General features: G+C 72.6%; 17 protein-coding genes. 12 read left to right on the top strand and 5 right to left on the bottom strand.

What is annotated here, in order from left to right:
• Both A3IC_RS66660 and zapE read right to left on the bottom strand, forming a co-directional pair.
• The coding region (locus tag A3IC_RS66660; protein WP_020549431.1) for a hypothetical protein at positions 1 to 376 on the bottom strand (376 nt) is incomplete at its 3' end.
• 121 nt (positions 377 to 497) lie between these two features.
• Complete coding sequence (gene zapE, locus A3IC_RS0107410; RefSeq protein ID WP_020549430.1) at positions 498 to 1,544, bottom strand: cell division protein ZapE; 1,047 nt, start codon at positions 1,542 to 1,544, stop codon at positions 498 to 500.
• A 31-nt stretch (positions 1,545 to 1,575) separates the two neighbouring features.
• Here zapE and A3IC_RS0107405 point away from each other — a divergent pair, with 31 nt between their 5' ends.
• The 8 genes from A3IC_RS0107405 to A3IC_RS67270 all read left to right on the top strand — a co-directional run bounded on the left by A3IC_RS0107405 (position 1,576) and on the right by A3IC_RS67270 (position 7,757).
• A complete protein-coding gene (locus tag A3IC_RS0107405; protein ID WP_026217973.1) occupies positions 1,576 to 2,316 on the top strand; it encodes a pyrimidine reductase family protein in 741 nt (246 codons plus the stop codon).
• 142 nt (positions 2,317 to 2,458) lie between these two features.
• A complete protein-coding gene (locus tag A3IC_RS0107400; protein WP_020549428.1) occupies positions 2,459 to 2,935 on the top strand; it encodes a hypothetical protein in 477 nt (158 codons plus the stop codon).
• Positions 2,936 to 2,996: 61 nt separating this feature from the next.
• On the top strand, positions 2,997 to 4,421 hold the full coding sequence (gene murC / locus A3IC_RS0107395; protein ID WP_020549427.1) for a UDP-N-acetylmuramate--L-alanine ligase: 1,425 nt from the start codon (positions 2,997 to 2,999) through the stop codon (positions 4,419 to 4,421).
• A gap of 84 nt (positions 4,422 to 4,505) precedes the next feature.
• Positions 4,506 to 4,916, top strand: a complete 411-nt coding sequence (gene msrB, locus A3IC_RS0107390) for a peptide-methionine (R)-S-oxide reductase MsrB (RefSeq protein ID WP_020549426.1) — start codon at positions 4,506 to 4,508, stop codon at positions 4,914 to 4,916.
• A gap of 84 nt (positions 4,917 to 5,000) precedes the next feature.
• On the top strand, positions 5,001 to 5,882 hold the full coding sequence (locus A3IC_RS0107385) for a TIGR04222 domain-containing membrane protein (RefSeq protein WP_020549425.1): 882 nt from the start codon (positions 5,001 to 5,003) through the stop codon (positions 5,880 to 5,882).
• A 137-nt stretch (positions 5,883 to 6,019) separates the two neighbouring features.
• Entirely contained in the window at positions 6,020 to 6,832 is an 813-nt protein-coding gene (locus A3IC_RS0107380; protein WP_020549424.1) for an MbnB/TglH/ChrH family RiPP precursor modification enzyme, read from the top strand.
• Entirely contained in the window at positions 6,829 to 7,209 is a 381-nt protein-coding gene (locus A3IC_RS73385; RefSeq protein ID WP_020549423.1) for an SCO6045 C-terminal-like domain-containing protein, read from the top strand. The genes A3IC_RS0107380 and A3IC_RS73385 overlap by 4 nt, the downstream gene beginning before the upstream one ends.
• A gap of 377 nt (positions 7,210 to 7,586) precedes the next feature.
• Complete coding sequence (locus A3IC_RS67270; protein WP_191864082.1) at positions 7,587 to 7,757, top strand: hypothetical protein; 171 nt, start codon at positions 7,587 to 7,589, stop codon at positions 7,755 to 7,757.
• Between the two features lie 22 nt (positions 7,758 to 7,779).
• Here A3IC_RS67270 and hemQ read toward each other — a convergent pair whose 3' ends face one another.
• From hemQ to hemE, 3 genes are all read right to left on the bottom strand, one after another.
• Positions 7,780 to 8,577 (bottom strand): hydrogen peroxide-dependent heme synthase, encoded by a 798-nt coding sequence (hemQ, locus tag A3IC_RS0107365; protein ID WP_020549421.1) that lies wholly within the window; start codon positions 8,575 to 8,577, stop codon positions 7,780 to 7,782.
• Between the two features lie 29 nt (positions 8,578 to 8,606).
• Positions 8,607 to 10,082, bottom strand: a complete 1,476-nt coding sequence (gene hemG / locus A3IC_RS0107360; RefSeq protein ID WP_052173251.1) for a protoporphyrinogen oxidase — start codon at positions 10,080 to 10,082, stop codon at positions 8,607 to 8,609.
• A 150-nt stretch (positions 10,083 to 10,232) separates the two neighbouring features.
• A complete protein-coding gene (hemE, locus tag A3IC_RS0107355; RefSeq protein ID WP_020549419.1) occupies positions 10,233 to 11,297 on the bottom strand; it encodes a uroporphyrinogen decarboxylase in 1,065 nt (354 codons plus the stop codon).
• Positions 11,298 to 11,390: 93 nt separating this feature from the next.
• On the opposite strand from hemE, the gene A3IC_RS0107350 reads away from it, so the two are divergent.
• From A3IC_RS0107350 to efeU, 4 genes are all read left to right on the top strand, one after another.
• A complete protein-coding gene (locus tag A3IC_RS0107350; protein WP_020549418.1) occupies positions 11,391 to 11,987 on the top strand; it encodes a DUF3000 domain-containing protein in 597 nt (198 codons plus the stop codon).
• Positions 11,988 to 12,166: 179 nt separating this feature from the next.
• Positions 12,167 to 12,835 (top strand): LuxR C-terminal-related transcriptional regulator, encoded by a 669-nt coding sequence (locus tag A3IC_RS0107345; RefSeq protein WP_026217971.1) that lies wholly within the window; start codon positions 12,167 to 12,169, stop codon positions 12,833 to 12,835.
• A 412-nt stretch (positions 12,836 to 13,247) separates the two neighbouring features.
• Positions 13,248 to 14,525: a ribonuclease D gene (locus A3IC_RS0107340; RefSeq protein WP_020549416.1), complete on the top strand. Its 1,278-nt coding sequence runs from the start codon at positions 13,248 to 13,250 to the stop codon at positions 14,523 to 14,525.
• A gap of 223 nt (positions 14,526 to 14,748) precedes the next feature.
• The coding region (gene efeU, locus A3IC_RS0107335; RefSeq protein WP_020549415.1) for an iron uptake transporter permease EfeU at positions 14,749 to 15,546 on the top strand (798 nt) is incomplete at its 3' end.

Raw genomic sequence — 15,546 nt, 5'->3', positions numbered from 1 at the left:
CCTCCCGCTCGGCTGCTGCCTCCAGCGCCTTGGCGGCCTTCTTGTCCGCCTTCGCGGCGGCCTTGGCCTGCTCGGCCCGCAGCTCCCGCTCCGCCTTCAGCGCCTTCTCGGCCTTCTTGTCAGCCTTCGCGGCCTTTTCGGCTTTCGCGGCTTTCGCGATCTTCTTGGCAGCCTTCTCGGCCTTCTCGGCCTTCTCGGCCTTCTCGGCCTTCTCGGCCTTCTCGGCCTTCTCGGCCTTCTCGGCGGCCTTCTCGGCCTTCGCAACGGCCTTCGCGGCGCCCGTCTCGTCCGATGTCTCGCCCAGGCCCACCGGGGCTCGCCCCTTCGAGTCCCGGTCGAGCCCGCCTGCACCCTTGCGTTCGGCCTTCTTCGCCATACCGCTGCCTCCGCGTCGTCGGGACTCGGGTCCGATGATGCCTCACCCGCGTACCGGTCGCCCACGGACGACGCCTGCACGGGGCACGGTCGACATCGGGCCTACCCGCGCCACGGCCCGGTCAGCGGGTCGGAACGAGCTCCGCGCCCTCGCGGGCCATCGCCACCAGCCGCGAGATCGCGCGCAGGTACTTCTTGCGGTAGCCGCCGGCCACCATCTCCTCGGTGAACAACTCGTCGAACGGCACCCCCGAAGCCACGATCGGCAGCTCGCGGTCGTACATCCGGTCCGCGAGCACCACCAGGCGCAGCGCGGTCGCCTGGTCCTGGACCGGTCGCACGCCGCGCCAGAAGATGCCGGTGACGCCGTCGAGCATGGCGCCGTACCGGCTGGGATGCACGGTCGCCAGGTGCGCGAGCAGCGCGGAGAAGTCGTCGAGCGCGGCGCCCTCGGGCGCGGTCGCGGCGGCCTTGGCGACCACGTCGTCGGCGATCGGGGTGGGCGCCGCGGGCAGGCCCCGGTGCCGGTAGTCCTCACCGTCGATGCGCAGCGCCTCGAAGCGCGCGGACAACCCCTGTATCTCGCGCATGAAGTCCTGCGCGGCGAAGCGGCCCTCGCCGAGCTTGTCGGGCAGCGTGTTCGAGGTCGCGGCCAGCTTGACGCCCGCGTCGGCGAGCTTGCCGAGCAGGGTGGACACCAGGACGGTGTCGCCCGGGTCGTCCAGCTCGAACTCGTCGATGCACAGGAGCCGGTGTCCGGACAGCGCCTCGACGGTCTGTCGAAAACCCAGCGCGCCGACCAGGTTGGTCAGCTCGACGAACGTGCACAGCGACTTGGGCCCGGGGGCGGCGTGCCACAACGATGCGAGCAGGTGGGTCTTGCCGACGCCGTAGCCGCCGTCGAGGTAGATCCCGCTGGGGCCGGGCGCGCTCTCGCGGCGGAACCAGCGCCGCTTCCCGTTGCCGCCGTCCCCGTTCAGCGCGGCGGCGAACCGCTCCAGGCGCAGCACCGCCGCGGCCTGTCCGGGCTGGTTCGGATCGGGGATGTAGGTATCGAAGCGCACGTCGCCGAAGCGCGGCGGCGGAACCATCTCGGCGACGAGGCGGTCGGCGGGAACGCTGGGCTGACGCCGGGTGAGCGACACGACGTGGGCTACGGACACGATCATCAAGCCTACGACGCGTGCAAAACTCGGTCGCATGCGCCGTCTCCTTCCTGTGCCCAGCGCCCCTGCCGAGCCCGATGTCGACCTCGTCGAGACATACGCCTACCCGCCCGGCCGAACCTGGCTGCGGGCGAACATGGTGGCCGGTCTGGATGGCGCCGCCCAGGCGCCCGACGGCCTGTCCGCGGGCCTGTCCTCCCCGGCGGACAAGCGCATCTTCGGGGTGTTGCGCGGTCTGGCCGACGTCGTCATCGTGGGCGCGGCCACGGTCCGTAATGAGGGCTACCGGCCGCCGCGGCCCAAAGCCGCCTACGCCGACGCCCGCGCCGCCGCGGGGCAGCCGCCGGCGCCGGTGATCGCGATCGTCTCGCGCAGCCTGGCCATCGATTTCACCGCGCCGCTGTTCACCGAGGCGATCACCCCGACCATCGTGATCACCTGCGAGGAAGCCGCGCCACAGGGCCTGGCGGCGGCCCGCGAGTACGGCGACGTGCTCGTGGCCGGGCGGGACCGGGTCGACTTCGCGAGCGCCCTGGACGCCCTGGCGGCGCGCGGGCTGACCCGGCAGCTGACCGAGGGCGGCCCGCACGTACTGGCCCAGATCGCCGCGTGCGGTCGCCTGGACGAGCTGTGCCTGACGGTGAGCCCGCTGCTGACCTCCGGTCCCGCCGACCGGATCCTGGCCGGTCCGGCCCTCGCGGACGGGGTGTCCATGCGTCCGGTGTCGCTGCTGGAGGAGGACGGCTCGCTGTTCACCCGCTATGTGCGCTCGTGAACGGTGACCGACCCGGTGCCGCACCCCCGGATGTTCACCCCGCCGGGGCGCGGGACCGGAGAGTGGGAGGGTGCTCTCCCGGGCAGACCGGGCACAGGCGCCCGGCTCGGTGGTCGGATCCTGTGGATCAAGGGAGTGTTGCGTGTACACGATCGTGCTGCTCATCGAAAAGGTCCTGAACAAGGCGGACGTCGAGTTCGTCACCAGCCTGCACGAGGGCGTCGAGACATCCTTCGTGGTGGTCCTGCCCGGCAAGGCCGACCATCGCAAGCTGCTCCAGGCGCTGGACGACGTGGCCCTGGTGCGCCTGGACGAGGCGGCCGAGGACATCGAGGAGCAGCCCGACCCGGACGACGGCGCGACCGCCGCCCGACGCACGCTGGACGCGAGCGTCGCGGCGCTGCGCGCGATCGGCGCGAACGCCGACGGCGAGACCACTCCGGGGCGCGACCCGCTGGACACGCTCAAGCAGATCGTCGAGCGGCACGACGCGGACGAGGTGATCGTGCTCACCGACCCGCACTTCATCGAAGAGGTCTTCCACCGCGACTGGGCCTCGCGCGCCCGGCAGAACGTGGGTGTCCCGGTGCTCAAGCTCTTCGCACACGACGTGAGCTGACACAATCGCGGGGAGCCCGCGCCGAACCGCCCGGGTCCCACGATTCGAAGGAGCCCGCGTCATGGCACCCCCCGCCGAGCCCGTCGACCTCGGCAGCCCCTTCTTCGTCGGCATCGGTGGCGCCGGCATGTCCGGGCTCGCCAAGATCCTCGCGATTCGCGGCGCCCGGGTCTCCGGCAGCGACGCCAAGGACTCCACACAGGTGCTCGCACTGCGCCAGCTCGGCTGCACGGTGCACGTGGGTCACGACGCGGCCAACGTGGCCGAGGACGTGTCCTGCGTGGTCGTGTCGTCCGCGATCCGCACGGACAACCCCGAGCTGGTGCGCGCGCGCGAGCGCGGCATCCCGATCGTGCACCGCGCGGACGCGCTCGCCCGGCTGATGGACGGGCACCGCTCGGTGGCCGTCGCGGGCACGCACGGCAAGACCACCACGACCAGCATGCTCGCGGTCGGCCTGACCTCGCTGGGCCTGGACCCCTCGTTCGCCATCGGCGCCGACCTCAACGAGGCGGGCAGCAACGCCCACCACGGCTCGGGCAACATCTTCGTGGCCGAGGCGGACGAGAGCGACCGCAGCTTCCACAAGTACGCGCCCGAGGTCGCCGTCGTCCTCAACGTCGAGTTGGACCACCACGCCAACTACGGCTCGCTCGAGGACGTGCTGGAGGCGTTCGAGATCTTCGCCGCCCGGATCACCCCGGGCGGCACCCTGGTGCTGTCCGCCGACGACGCCGGCGCGGGCGCGTTGCGCGAGCGGCTCGCGGTGTCGCTGCCGGAGCTGGCTGTGGTCACCGTCGGCGAGCACGAGGACGCGGACCTGCGCCTGGTCGAGATCGAGTCGCTCGGCCTGGGCAGCCGGGTCACCGTGCGCGGCAAGGCCGCCGGCGGCGACCTGGTGTTCCCCGTCGCGGTGCCCGGCCGGCACAACGCCTCCAACGCGGTGATGGCGCTCGCGGTGGGCCTGGCGCTGGGCGTCGAGCCGCAGCGGATGGCCGACGGCCTGGGCAAGTACCAGGGGGTGCGCCGCCGGTTCCAGCTCAAGGGCGAGGAGAGCGGCATCCGGGTGATCGACTCGTACGCGCACCACCCCACCGAGATCACCGCCGACCTCGCCACCGCGCGCGGCGCGGTGGGCGCGGGCCGGGTGATCGCGGTGTACCAGCCGCACCTGTTCAGCCGCACGCAGCAGCTGGGCGTGGAGATGGGCCGCGCGCTGGCCGCCGCCGACATCGCGGTCGTGATGGACATCTACGCGGCCCGCGAGGACCCGCAGCCGGGCGTGACCAGCAACATCATCGCGCACGCCGCACTGGACAACGGCGGCCTGGTGCGCACCGAGCACAGCTGGTCCGACGTCGCCGGTTCGGTGGCCGCGCTGGCCCGGCCCGGCGACCTGATCCTGACCATGGGCGCGGGCGACGTCACCCTGCTCGGCCCGGAGATCCTGGACGCGATCCGCGACCGCAGCAACGCCCCGCGCTGAGCGGCGGTCGGCCCGGCCGACACCCCGCGGTGCCGCGACGTCCCCAGGGGAACGTCGCGGCACCGTTGCGTGTTGGATGTGGACATGGCCTACGAAATCGAGAAGACCGACGACCAGTGGCGGGCCGAGCTGTCCCCCGAGGAGTTTCGGGTGCTGCGCCGAGCCGGCACCGAGCGCGCCTGGACGGGCGAGTACACCGAGACCAAGACGACGGGCGTCTACCGCTGTCGAGCGTGCCGCACGGAACTGTTCCGCTCCGACACCAAGTTCGACAGCCACTGCGGCTGGCCGTCCTTCTACGCACCGCTGGCCGAGGACCGGGTCGAGTACATCGAGGACTCGTCGATGGGCATGACCCGGGTCGAGGTGCGCTGCAAGAGCTGCGGCTCGCACCTGGGACACGTGTTCGAGGGTGAGGGCTACGGAACGCCCACCGACCAGCGCTACTGCATCAATTCCATCTCGCTGACCCTGGAACCCGACCCGCAGGGCTGATCGCCGCGTCCGTCAAACCTGCTTTCGGGCGGTGCGGCAAACCTCACATCGGGTCACGTGGGCGGTGTTCGTCCGCTATGCCTGATGACCATGAATCCGTGGCTGCCACCCCTCGCGTACTCGGTCTGGACGGCGCTCGTGCTCGGCGTCGCCATCGGGTCCGCGCGGCGTGGCGGCAAGCGGGCGGACCGGCGGCGCCTGGCCGAACTGGACCTGGTCGAGTACGCGTTCGTCTCCGGCGGCGCGGCCCGCGCGGCGGATGTGTGCGTCCTGCGCCTGCTCGGCACCGGCTCGCTGCACCTGAGCCGGGACGGCCAGGTGGTCGCGGCCCGCACACCCGAGCCGGGCGCGGCGCCGGACGCACCGCTGCGTGTGCTCGACGAGGAGTACGGCGGGCTGCCGCTGCGCGAGTTGCGCGTACGGGTGGCCGCGTCGCCGGAGATCCAGGCGATCGGCACCGCGCTGCTCGCGGCCGGTCTGGTCGCGCGACCGGACGCGGGTCCGCGCCGGGTGCCGCGCTGGGCGCTGTTCGCGACCATGGCGCTGGGCGTGGCCACGGCCGTGGCGGGCTTCGTGCGCGCCGACGACGGTGCGGCGAGCGCGCGGCCGTGGGTGGGCCTGCTGCTCGCGGTGATCGGCATCCAGGCATGCCTGGCGGGCCTGCTGCTGCTCGGCGTGTTCGGCGAGCGGGTGGTGCCCACCGCGCCGACGATGCGCCGGCTGATCCGGATGCGCCGCGACGAGGCGGCGGTGGACGCGCTGGGCGCCGGCGGGGTGGGCGCGGTCGCGCTGTGGGGCCTGGACCGCTTCCCCGACCCGGTGGTCAAGGAGATCTTCCGCCGCAACGCCCCCGCCCCGGGCAGCCGCGACCCGCGGTCCACATGGTGCGGCAGCACGTCCTGCGCGTCGCCCCAGGGCGCCCGGGCGGGCTCCTGCGGCGGCACGGCGGACGGCTGCGGCGGCTAGGGCGCTTGGAGCCGGTCCGCGGAGCTCGGTGAGGCGCGCGACACGGGTCCCCATGCCGTCCCGGGTCCGGTCGGTCGCGAACGAACCGAGGGAACTCCGCCTGTTTCGGTGTGGGTCGTGCCCGCCATGCTTGGCATATGCGGACAGCGGTGGGAATCGGATGGCGGCCGGAGATCGATCTGACGATCGAGCGCCTGGCCGGCGTCGACTTCGTCGAGGTGATCGCCGAGAACGTGTGCGTCGAGCACCTGCCGGAGTCGTTGCGCGTGCTGCGCGCGCGGGGCGTGCAGGTGATCCCGCACGGCGTCGGCCTGGGACTCGCGGGCGCGGACCGGCCCGACCCGGCGCGGCTGGCCCGGTTGGCGGAGGTGGCCGGTGCGTTGGAGTCGCCGCTGGTCAGCGAGCACCTCGCGTTCGTCAGGGCGGGCGGCATGGAGGCCGGCCACCTGTTGCCGGCGCCGATGACCCGGGACGCGCTCGAAGTGGTCGTGGAGAACGTGCGGATCGCCCAGGACTCGCTGCCGGTCCCGCTCGCGCTGGAGAACCCGGCGACGCTGCTGTCCTGGCCCGGCAACGAGATGAGCGAGGCGCGGTTTTTGACCGAGCTGGTGGAGCGCACCGGCGTACGGCTGCTGATCGACGTGGCCAATCTGCACACCGAGCGCGTCAACCACGGCCTGGACCCGGCCGCGGCGCTGGCCGAACTACCGCTGGAGGCGATCGAGTACGTGCACGTCGCGGGCGGTGTCGAGCGCGACGGCCTGTGGCACGACACGCACGCGCACCCGGTGACCGCGCCGATCCTGGAGGTGCTGCGGATGTTGTGCGCGCTGCGCCGGCCGCCGCGGGTGCTGCTGGAGCGCGACAGCGACTTCCCACCCGTCGGCGAGATGGCCGCCGAACTGGCCGCCATCCGCGCGGTGGTCACCCGCACGGCGGTGCGCTCGTGAGCGCGCGCGAGCGGCTGGCCCGACAGCAGAGCGAGCTGCTCGCGGCGCTGGTGGCGGGCGGACCCACGCCGGCCGGCTTCGACCCGCAGCGGATCCGCGCGCAGGCCCGGGCGCTGGCCGCCAAGCGGCGCGACTCGGCGCTGCGCGCGGTGCCCGAGCTGGCGAGCGCCCTGGGGCCGCGCTGGCCGGGCGAGTTCATGACGTGGGCACTGGTCCACCCGAAGCCGGCGGACGGCGGGACCCGCGCGGACGTGCACGCGTTCGCGGCCCACCTGTGGGAGCGGGGCGCGCTGCCGACCGCACTGGCCGAGGTCTTCATGCCGCGCGAGTCGACTTGGTGGGGGCGGTTGCGCGCGCGGCTCGGGCATCGCACGTAAACGCGCGACCGGTAGGTACGAGCAGGCGATCACGCACAGGGGGTGGGTGGCATGACCTGGTTCATGTTGGTTCCGTTCGTCATCGTGGGCACATCAGCGCTGGTGGTGAGTCTGAGTGTGCGGTCGATGACCCGACGGCGGATACGCCGCACGTTCGGCCGACCGTACGGGCCCGGCGGCGGGTGGCCGACCGGCGGCTCCTCGTTCGGCCCCGGCCCCGGCTCGGCTTCCGGCTCGCCTCCCAACCAGTGGTTGCCGGGCGCGGCCCCGTTCGACGGATACGGCACGCACCACTCGCACGGCCACCACTCGCACGGCCCCGACTGGCAGGGGCACCACTCGCACGGCCACCACGCCTCGTGCGGCGGGAACTCCTCGTGCGGCGGGAGCGGGGGCTCCTCCTGTTCGAGCGGATCCTCGTGTTCGAGCGGCTCGTCCTGTTCGAGTGGGTCCTCGTGCTCGAGTGGGTCCTCCTGTTCGAGCAGCTCGTCCTAGGCACGGGCATCCCCAGGCGTACGGACGTCCCCGGGCGGTCGGGCCGATCGTGACCCGACCGCGCGGGGGCGTGACTCAGGCCAGACCGGCGAGCAGCTCGCCGACCGGGTGCCGGCGACCGGTGTAGAACGGCACCTCCTCGCGCACGTGCCGGCGGGTCTCCGAGCCGCGCAGGTGCCGCATCAGGTCGACGATGCGGTGCAACTCGTCGGCCTCGAAGGCAAGGATCCACTCGTAGTCGCCGAGCGCGAACGAGGGCACCGTGTTCGCCCGCACGTCCGGAAACCCGCGCGCCATCTTGCCGTGCTCGGCGAGCAGCCGGCGGCGCTCGGCGTCCTCGAGCAGGTACCACTCGTACGAGCGCACGAACGGGTACACGGCGACATAGTCACGCGGGGTCTCGTCGGCCAGGAAGGCCGGGATGTGGCTCTTGTTGAACTCCGCCGGGCGGTGCAGCGCCATGTTCGACCACACCGGCTCCAGCAGCCGCCCCAGACCGGTGCGGCGGAAGAGGTTGTACGCCTCCTGGAGCGCGTCCGAGTCCTCGGCGTGCCACCAGATCATGATGTCCGCGTCGGCGCGCAGGCCCGAGACGTCGTAGGTGCCGCGCACCACGACGTCCTTGTCGAGGAGCTGTTCGAACAACTGCTCGACCTCGCCGGCCAGGCCCGCCCTGCCACCGGGCAGCGGTTCACGAAGCCGGAAGACCGACCACATCGTGTACCTGATCACCTGGTTGAGGTCGCGGGCCTTGGGGCGCGCCGGCGTGGGTCGGCCTTCGGTCCCGGGGACGTCCGCGTCGAGAGCGGCGTCGATCACGGCTGCTGCGGCGTCGACCGGTTCCGGGGTGTTGTCCGCGGTGCTTTGCGTCATGGATCGATTCTCTCTCCCCGTGCCGGGAGTCAGCGCACGGGGCGGGCGAGCGGCCTGGCGAGCTGCCTCAACACGTCGCTCGCCGCGCTCGTCGCACTCGCCACACACGCCGGGATGCCGACGCCCTCGTACACCGCGCCGCACACCGTCAGCCGGGGCAGTCGCTCCACCGCATCGCGCACGCAGGCGATCCGGCCGAGATGGCCGACCGCGTACTGCGGCAGCCCGCCACCCCAGCGGGTGACCTTCGTGTCGATCGGCTCGGCGCTCAACCCGATCGCGTCCCGCAGGTCGGCGAGCGAGTCGGCGACCAGATCCGCGTCCTCGCGCTGCAGCACCGCCTGCTCGCCGGCCCGCCCGAGCGAGGTACGCAGCACGAACGTGTCCGGGTCGGCGTCGGCGAGCCAGCCCCACTTGTTGGACGCGAACGTGCTCGCCTTGATCCGACGACCGTCGATCGGCGGCACCAGGAACCCGGTACCCGCGGGCACCGCCGCCAGGTCGGCGCGCCGGAACGCGAGGGTGACCAGGGCCATTCCCGCGTACTCGATCGAGGACAGTTCGACTGCGGCGACCGTGGAGTGCGGGCCCAGCAATCGGGCCGCGGGCGCCGCCGGCACCGCGAGCACCACCGCGTCCGCCTCGATCGCGGTCGGCGCGTTCGTCGGTCCGGTGACCAGCCGCCAGCCGGTCGGCGTGCGCTCCAGTTCGCGCACCGTGGTCCGCGTCTTGATCTCGCCGCGCCCGGTCGCCACCACCGCGCCCGCGACCGCGCCCGGCAACCGCCCCACCCCGCCGCGGATGCCCATGAACACCGGGCCGCTCGGCCGCTCGCCGGCGCGCTCCAAAAGCCCGCGCACGCCCGCGACCAGCGACCCGCCGGCGCGCGCGATCGGCACCAGCTGTGGGACGGCCGCGGCGAGCGAGATGTCGTAGGCGTTGCCCGCGTACACCCCGCCCAGCAGCGGCTCGACCAGTCGGTCCACCACCTCGTGGCCCACCCGCTCGGCGACATAGCGGCCCACCGACACGTCGTCCTCGTAGCGGTGCGGCGCGAGCGCGTGGTCCAGCGGGATCCGGGCCAGGCCCGCCGCCGACAACACCCCGCTCGCCGCGAGCGGTTCCAGGTCGCCGGGCACACCCATGACGTGGCCGCGCGGCATCGGTCGCAGCGCACCGCGCGTCCACAAGGACGCACCCGCCGTGCTCGGCGGCTGCAGGTCCGCGGCCAGGCCGACCTCGCGCGCGAGGTCGATCGACTCGCTGCGCCGGGCGAGCATCGACTCGGCGCCCTCGTCGACCGCGACGCCCGCGATCGTGCCGGCGTGCAGCTTGCCACCGATCCGGGCGGAGCCTTCGAGCACCGTGACGGTCAGCTGCGGATCGCCGTCCCGAAGCAGGATCCAGGCGGCCGCGAGACCGGCGATTCCGCCACCCACGACGACGACATGACGACCGTTTACCACCGGCGAACTGTCCACACCGCACCTTCTCACGAGCACCATCCGGGGACCGGAACCGGCCACGCATCGGCGACACCCGATCCCGAACCGGGCTCCGCGCCCGGCCGTGGACCGGCCGAGCGGGCACGGCCACCCCCGCCCGCGGCCCGACCGAGCCGCTTCCTCGACCCGGTCGACATGCGAAGCAGGGCCCTACCGCGCGCTGACCTCGTGCACGTGCGCCACGATGCGGGTGAGCACCTCGGGGTCGGTGTTGGGCAGTACGCCGTGCCCGAGGTTGAAGATGTGCCCCTCGGCGGCGCGCCCGGCGGCCAGCACCTCGTCGGTCTTGGCCCGGACCGCCTCCCACGGCGCGAACACCACGGCCGAGTCCAGGTTGCCCTGGAGCGCCTTGCCCGGCCCGACCCGGGTCGCCGCCACGTCCAGTGGAATCCGCCAGTCGACGCCGACCACGTCGGCGCCGGCCTCGCCGAACATGCGCAGCAACTCCCCGGTGCCCACGCCGAAGTGGATCCGCGGCACGCCGTAGTGCTCGACCGAGGCCAGCACCTTCGTACTGGCCGGCAGCACCGACGCCCGGTAGTCGGCGGCGGAGAGCGCGCCGGCCCACGAGTCGAACAGCTGGATCGCCGACGCGCCCGCCTCGATCTGCACCTTCAGGAACGCCGAGGTGATCTGCGCGAGCCGGTCCACCAGATCCGCCCACAGTTGCGGGTCGCCGTACATCAGCGCCTTGGTGCGCTCGTGGTTCTTCGACGGGCCGCCCTCGACCAGGTAGCTCGCGAGGGTGAACGGCGCCCCGGCGAAGCCGATCAACGGCGTGCCGCCGAGCTCGCCGACGAGTTGGCCGACCGCCTCGGTGATGTAGGGGACATCCTCCGGCGTCAGATCGCGCAGCCGGGCGAGATCGGCGCGCGAGCGGATCGGGTTCGCCACGACCGGACCGACCCCGGGCTTGATGTCCAGGTCGATGCCGATCGCCTTGAGCGGGACCACGATGTCGCTGAAGAAGATCGCCGCGTCCACGCCGTGCCGGCGCACCGGTTGCAGGGTGATCTCGGTGACCAGGTCCGGCCGCATGCACGATTCGAGCATCGCGGTGCCCTCGCGGAGCTTGCGATACTCGGGCAGCGAACGGCCCGCCTGGCGCATGAACCACACCGGGGTGTGCGGTACGGGTTCACGTCGACAGGCCCGCAGGAAGGCCGAGTCTCGGACGGTGGCGTGCGGAAGGCTCGTTTCGGTCACATCCGCCATGGTCCCAGACGCACCCGGACGGCCCAGACCGAGCACCCCCGTCCGGCGCGTCGCCCGGGCCTGGCGACCCCGCCGCCACCTAGGCTGCCAGGCATGGCAGCAGTCGGCGAGACCGAGGAGCCCGAGGAGTTCCGGCAGGCGCTGGCCGGATGGCGGGCCGCGAACCTGCGCCCGGAGATCGTCCTGGAGGAGATGTCCCGGCCACGCGGCCTGGCCCCCTTCTCGGCGGCGTTCGCGGCCGAGGTGGCCCTGGGCGAGGACGAGGACGAACTGGCGGGCGGCCGGATCGTGCTGCTGCACGACCCGGCGGGCCACGAGGCATGGGAGGGGACGTTTCGTGTGGTCACCATGACGCGCGCCGAACTCGAACCCGAGCTGGCGATGGACCCGCTGCTGCCCGAGGTCGGCTGGACCTGGCTGACCGAGTCCCTGCACGCGGTCGGCGCCGCCTATCGAGCACCCAGCGGCACCGTCAGTCGCAGTACCTCGCAGGGTTTCGGCGGACTCTCCGGGCAGATCGCCCGGACCGAGATCGAGATCCGGGCATCGTGGACCCCAACCGACGACGAGTTGCTTCCGCACCTGTTGGCCTGGACCGAACTCATGTGCACGTGCGCGGGTTTGCCGCCGGTGGTTTCCGGCGAAGGAGTGGTTGCCATACCGCGCCGGCCCTCGCGACCCGGCTCCTGACACGCCGGGTCAACGCTGCGGGACCTCGCGGTCACACACCCGGGTCAACGTCGCATAACGGATTTGGATCTTCCTCTAAAGGCCGGCGCCATATGTGCCGAAGGACAGGGTGACCACCCCGAAGGAGTAGCTGGTCGGGCCGCTTCTTCGGGAATCGCGATCACTGCGCAGGAGGCCCGGTGTCGGTACTTCTCGATCACCCCGCAAACCTGCTTGCCTACCGTCCTTCCAAGCCCACGGCAATGGTTGTCGTCGCGGACCCCCGGGTTCGCGACGCGGTCATCCGCCACCTGTGGGCCCTCGGTGTGCGCGACGTCGTCGGGGCGTCGACCATCGCCGAGGCTCGATCCCGTGCCGGCACGCCGCGCGACCTCTGTGTCGCCGACGTGCACCTGCCGGACGGCTCCGGACTCACGCTTCTCACCGAGATGCGCGCGTCCGGTTGGCCGAACGGCTTGGCACTCTCCGCAGCCGACGACATCGGTGCCGTTCGTTCCGCGCTTGCCGCGGGCGTTCGAGGCTATGTCGTGACCGGCGCGCGAGCGGGACTGAACCCTGGACACGCACGGCAAGCGGGACTGCACCACGGGATGCCCCAGGCAAACCGCATGCGTCCGTCGGAACAGCGCGGGACGGAGCCCGGCTCCGGCGTCCGGGAGCTTTCGGCGCGCGAGATCGAGGTCCTGCGCCTCGTCGCGGAGGGCCGGTCCAACAAGGCGATCGGCCAGGCGATGGGCCTGTCGGCGTTGACGGTCAAGAGCCATCTCGCCCGCATCGCCCGCAAGATGGGCACGGGCGACCGTGCCGGCATGGTGGCCCTCGCGTTGCGGGCGGGCATCATCAGCTGACGCAGGTCGGCTGAGCTTCAGGACACCTCATCAGGTAGAGCCGAATCCCGGCGGGTGGACCCACCCGCCGGGATTCGGCATGTCGGGGGCCGGGCGGCTCGGCGTCGGACCGATCGACATCGGCCCCCTCGGCCTCGGCCCGCTCGGCCTCGGGTCCGCTCGGTCTCGGCCCCGGTCCTCGGCTCTCGGCTCTGGCTCTGCTCGATCTCGGCCCACCTTGCGTCGGGTCCATACGGCATCGGCGCACTCGGCATCGGGCCCGCCACCCGCGCGCTCCGCGCTCCCCGGAACGTCCCGGATATCTCGCGCCGGCTGATTTTGTACGGTTTCCGACCTCCGTACACCGCCGGTGGCGCGCCCACCTTGGCGGGGACCTGCCCGATCGGGTGGACGGGCGGGTTATTTTGGTGGGGTGACCGACGCCTCCTTCGAAACCTCATCCGAACTTCCGGCGCCGGTCCCCCCGGCGCCGGTCCCTCTGCTGGCACCTCGCGAGGGCGTGCCGCCGGTCGTGGCGGACTCGCGAGCGCTCGCCGAGACCATCGCCGCCTTCGCCGCCGGAGCGGGACCGGTCGCCGTCGACGCCGAGCGGGCGTCGGGCTATCGCTACGGACAACGTGCCTATCTGATCCAACTGCGTCGGGCCGGCGCGGGCAGCGCCCTGGTCGACCCCGCGGCGTGTCCGGACCTGTCCGAACTCGGCACGGCGATCGTCGACGCCGAATGGGTCCTGCACGCCGCCTCCCAGGACCTGCCGTGCCTGGCCGAGGTCGGCATGGTGCCGCGGCGGATCTTCGACACCGAGCTGGCCGGCCGACTCGCCGCCTTCCCCCGGGTGGGACTGGGTGCGATGGTCGAGACCGTGCTCGGCTTCTCGCTGGAGAAGGGGCACTCGGCGGTGGACTGGTCCACCCGCCCCCTGCCCGAGCCGTGGCTGCGCTACGCCGCGCTGGACGTGGAGGTGCTGATCGAGCTGCGCGACGAACTCGAGGCCATCCTGACCGAGCAGGGCAAGCTCGACTGGGCCCTGCAGGAGTTCGCCGCGATCGCCGCCGCGCCGCCGCCCACCCCGCGCGTCGACCCGTGGCGGCGCACCTCCGGACTGCACCGGGTGCGGCGCCGTCGCCAGCTGGCGATCGTGCGCGCGTTGTGGCTGGCCCGGGACGGCATCGCACGGCAGAAGGACGTCTCGCCGGGCCGGGTCATCCCGGACAGCGCGATCGTCGAGGCCGCGCTCGCCGGGCCCGCTTCGGTGGCCGCCCTGCTCGCGCTGCCCGGCTTCACCGGTCGGGACAGCCGGCGCCAGGCCGGCGTGTGGCTGGCCGCGATCGAGCAGGCCCGGGCGCTGCCCGAGGTGGAGCTGCCGATGTCCACCCTGCCGCACGAGGGCCCGCCGCCGGCCCGCGCGTGGACGGACAAGGACCCAGCCGCCGCGGAGCGCCTGACCGCGGCCAAGACGGCCGTCGCGGCCATCGCGGACGAGCACACGCTGCCCACCGAGAACCTGCTCGCGCCGGACTACGTGCGCCGGCTCGCCTGGGCCCCGCCCTCGGTGCCCACCGCCGACGCGGTCGGCGACGTACTGCGCGCCTTCGGCGCGCGTTCGTGGCAGATCGGCCTGACCGCGCACGCGCTCTCCGGGGCGTTCCTGCGGCTGGCCGCGCACGCCGCCAACGGAACGAGCGCCTGACCCGCGCGTCCGGGCACCGGGCGCATCCCGCCGGTGCGCCGGGTCCGACGTGCGACGCGCCGACCCCGGCGCGGCGGGGGTGTGGGCCGCGCGCCGCCTCACGGACTGCGCGCCCCCTTACCCGACCTTTGCTTTGTCCGCATTGACGTCGGATCCCCCGGATGGTTTGGTTAGCCTCGCCTAATTCTCATTCTTCATATTTGTTCGAGCGGTGGGGTGGCCTGTGTTCGCCAACTATCTGATTGGCCTGCGCGAGGGCCTGGAGGCGGCCCTCGTGGTCAGCATCCTGATCGCCTACCTGGTCAAGTCCGATCGACGCGAGGCGCTGCCCGCGGTGTGGGTCGGCATCGGCGCGGCGGTCGGCCTGAGCGTGGCCCTGGAGGCCGCCCTCGAACTGACTTCGGCGGAGATGACCTTCGAGCAGCAGGAGCTGTTCGGCGGCTCGCTGTCGATCGTCGCGGTGCTGCTGGTGACCTGGATGATCTTCTGGATGCGGCGGACCTCGCACGCGTTGAAGGCGCAGCTCCAGGGTCGGTTGGACCAGGCGCTGGCGATGGGCACCGGCGCGCTGGTGCTGACCGCGTTCCTGTCGGTGGGCCGCGAGGGCCTGGAGACCGCGGTGATCGTGTGGGGCACCGCCCGCTCCACCGGCGAGAACACCGACCCGATGATCGGCGTCGCCCTCGGCCTGGCCACCGCCGTCGTCCTGGGCTACCTCTTCTACGCCGGCGCCGTCCGGATCAACCTGGCCAAATTCTTCCTGTGGACCGGCGCCGGCCTGGTCGTCGTCGCCGCCGGCGTACTCGCCTACGGCGTCCACGACCTCCAGGAGGCCGACTTCCTCCCGGGCCTGACCGACCGCGCCTTCGACATCAGCGACACCATCCCCCCGGACAGCTGGTACGGCACCCTGCTCAAGGGCATCCTCAACTTCCAACCCGACCCCACGGTCCTCCAGGTCACCGTCTGGCTGCTCTACCTCGTCCCGGTCATGGCCCTGTTCTTCCTGCTCCCCAAGGGC

Origin of the sequence: Embleya scabrispora DSM 41855, assembly GCF_000372745.1 — a bacterium.
Taxonomy (GTDB): domain Bacteria; phylum Actinomycetota; class Actinomycetes; order Streptomycetales; family Streptomycetaceae; genus Embleya; species Embleya scabrispora.
The sequence above is the reverse complement of the archived record's forward strand: the minus strand, read 5'-3'. Positions and strand labels throughout refer to the sequence as shown.

Excerpts from the sequence above, each read along its gene's own strand:
- zapE (WP_020549430.1), bottom strand. The coding sequence starts at position 1,544 with ATGATCGTGTCCGTAGCCCACGTCGTGTCGCTCACCCGGCGTCAGCCC.
- A3IC_RS0107405 (WP_026217973.1), top strand. The coding sequence starts at position 1,576 with ATGCGCCGTCTCCTTCCTGTGCCCAGCGCCCCTGCCGAGCCCGATGTC.
- murC (WP_020549427.1), top strand. The coding sequence starts at position 2,997 with ATGGCACCCCCCGCCGAGCCCGTCGACCTCGGCAGCCCCTTCTTCGTC.
- msrB (WP_020549426.1), top strand. The coding sequence starts at position 4,506 with ATGGCCTACGAAATCGAGAAGACCGACGACCAGTGGCGGGCCGAGCTG.
- A3IC_RS0107385 (WP_020549425.1), top strand. The coding sequence starts at position 5,001 with ATGACCATGAATCCGTGGCTGCCACCCCTCGCGTACTCGGTCTGGACG.
- A3IC_RS0107380 (WP_020549424.1), top strand. The coding sequence starts at position 6,020 with ATGCGGACAGCGGTGGGAATCGGATGGCGGCCGGAGATCGATCTGACG.
- hemQ (WP_020549421.1), bottom strand. The coding sequence starts at position 8,577 with ATGACGCAAAGCACCGCGGACAACACCCCGGAACCGGTCGACGCCGCA.
- hemG (WP_052173251.1), bottom strand. The coding sequence starts at position 10,082 with ATGGTGCTCGTGAGAAGGTGCGGTGTGGACAGTTCGCCGGTGGTAAAC.
- hemE (WP_020549419.1), bottom strand. The coding sequence starts at position 11,297 with ATGGCGGATGTGACCGAAACGAGCCTTCCGCACGCCACCGTCCGAGAC.
- A3IC_RS0107350 (WP_020549418.1), top strand. The coding sequence starts at position 11,391 with ATGGCAGCAGTCGGCGAGACCGAGGAGCCCGAGGAGTTCCGGCAGGCG.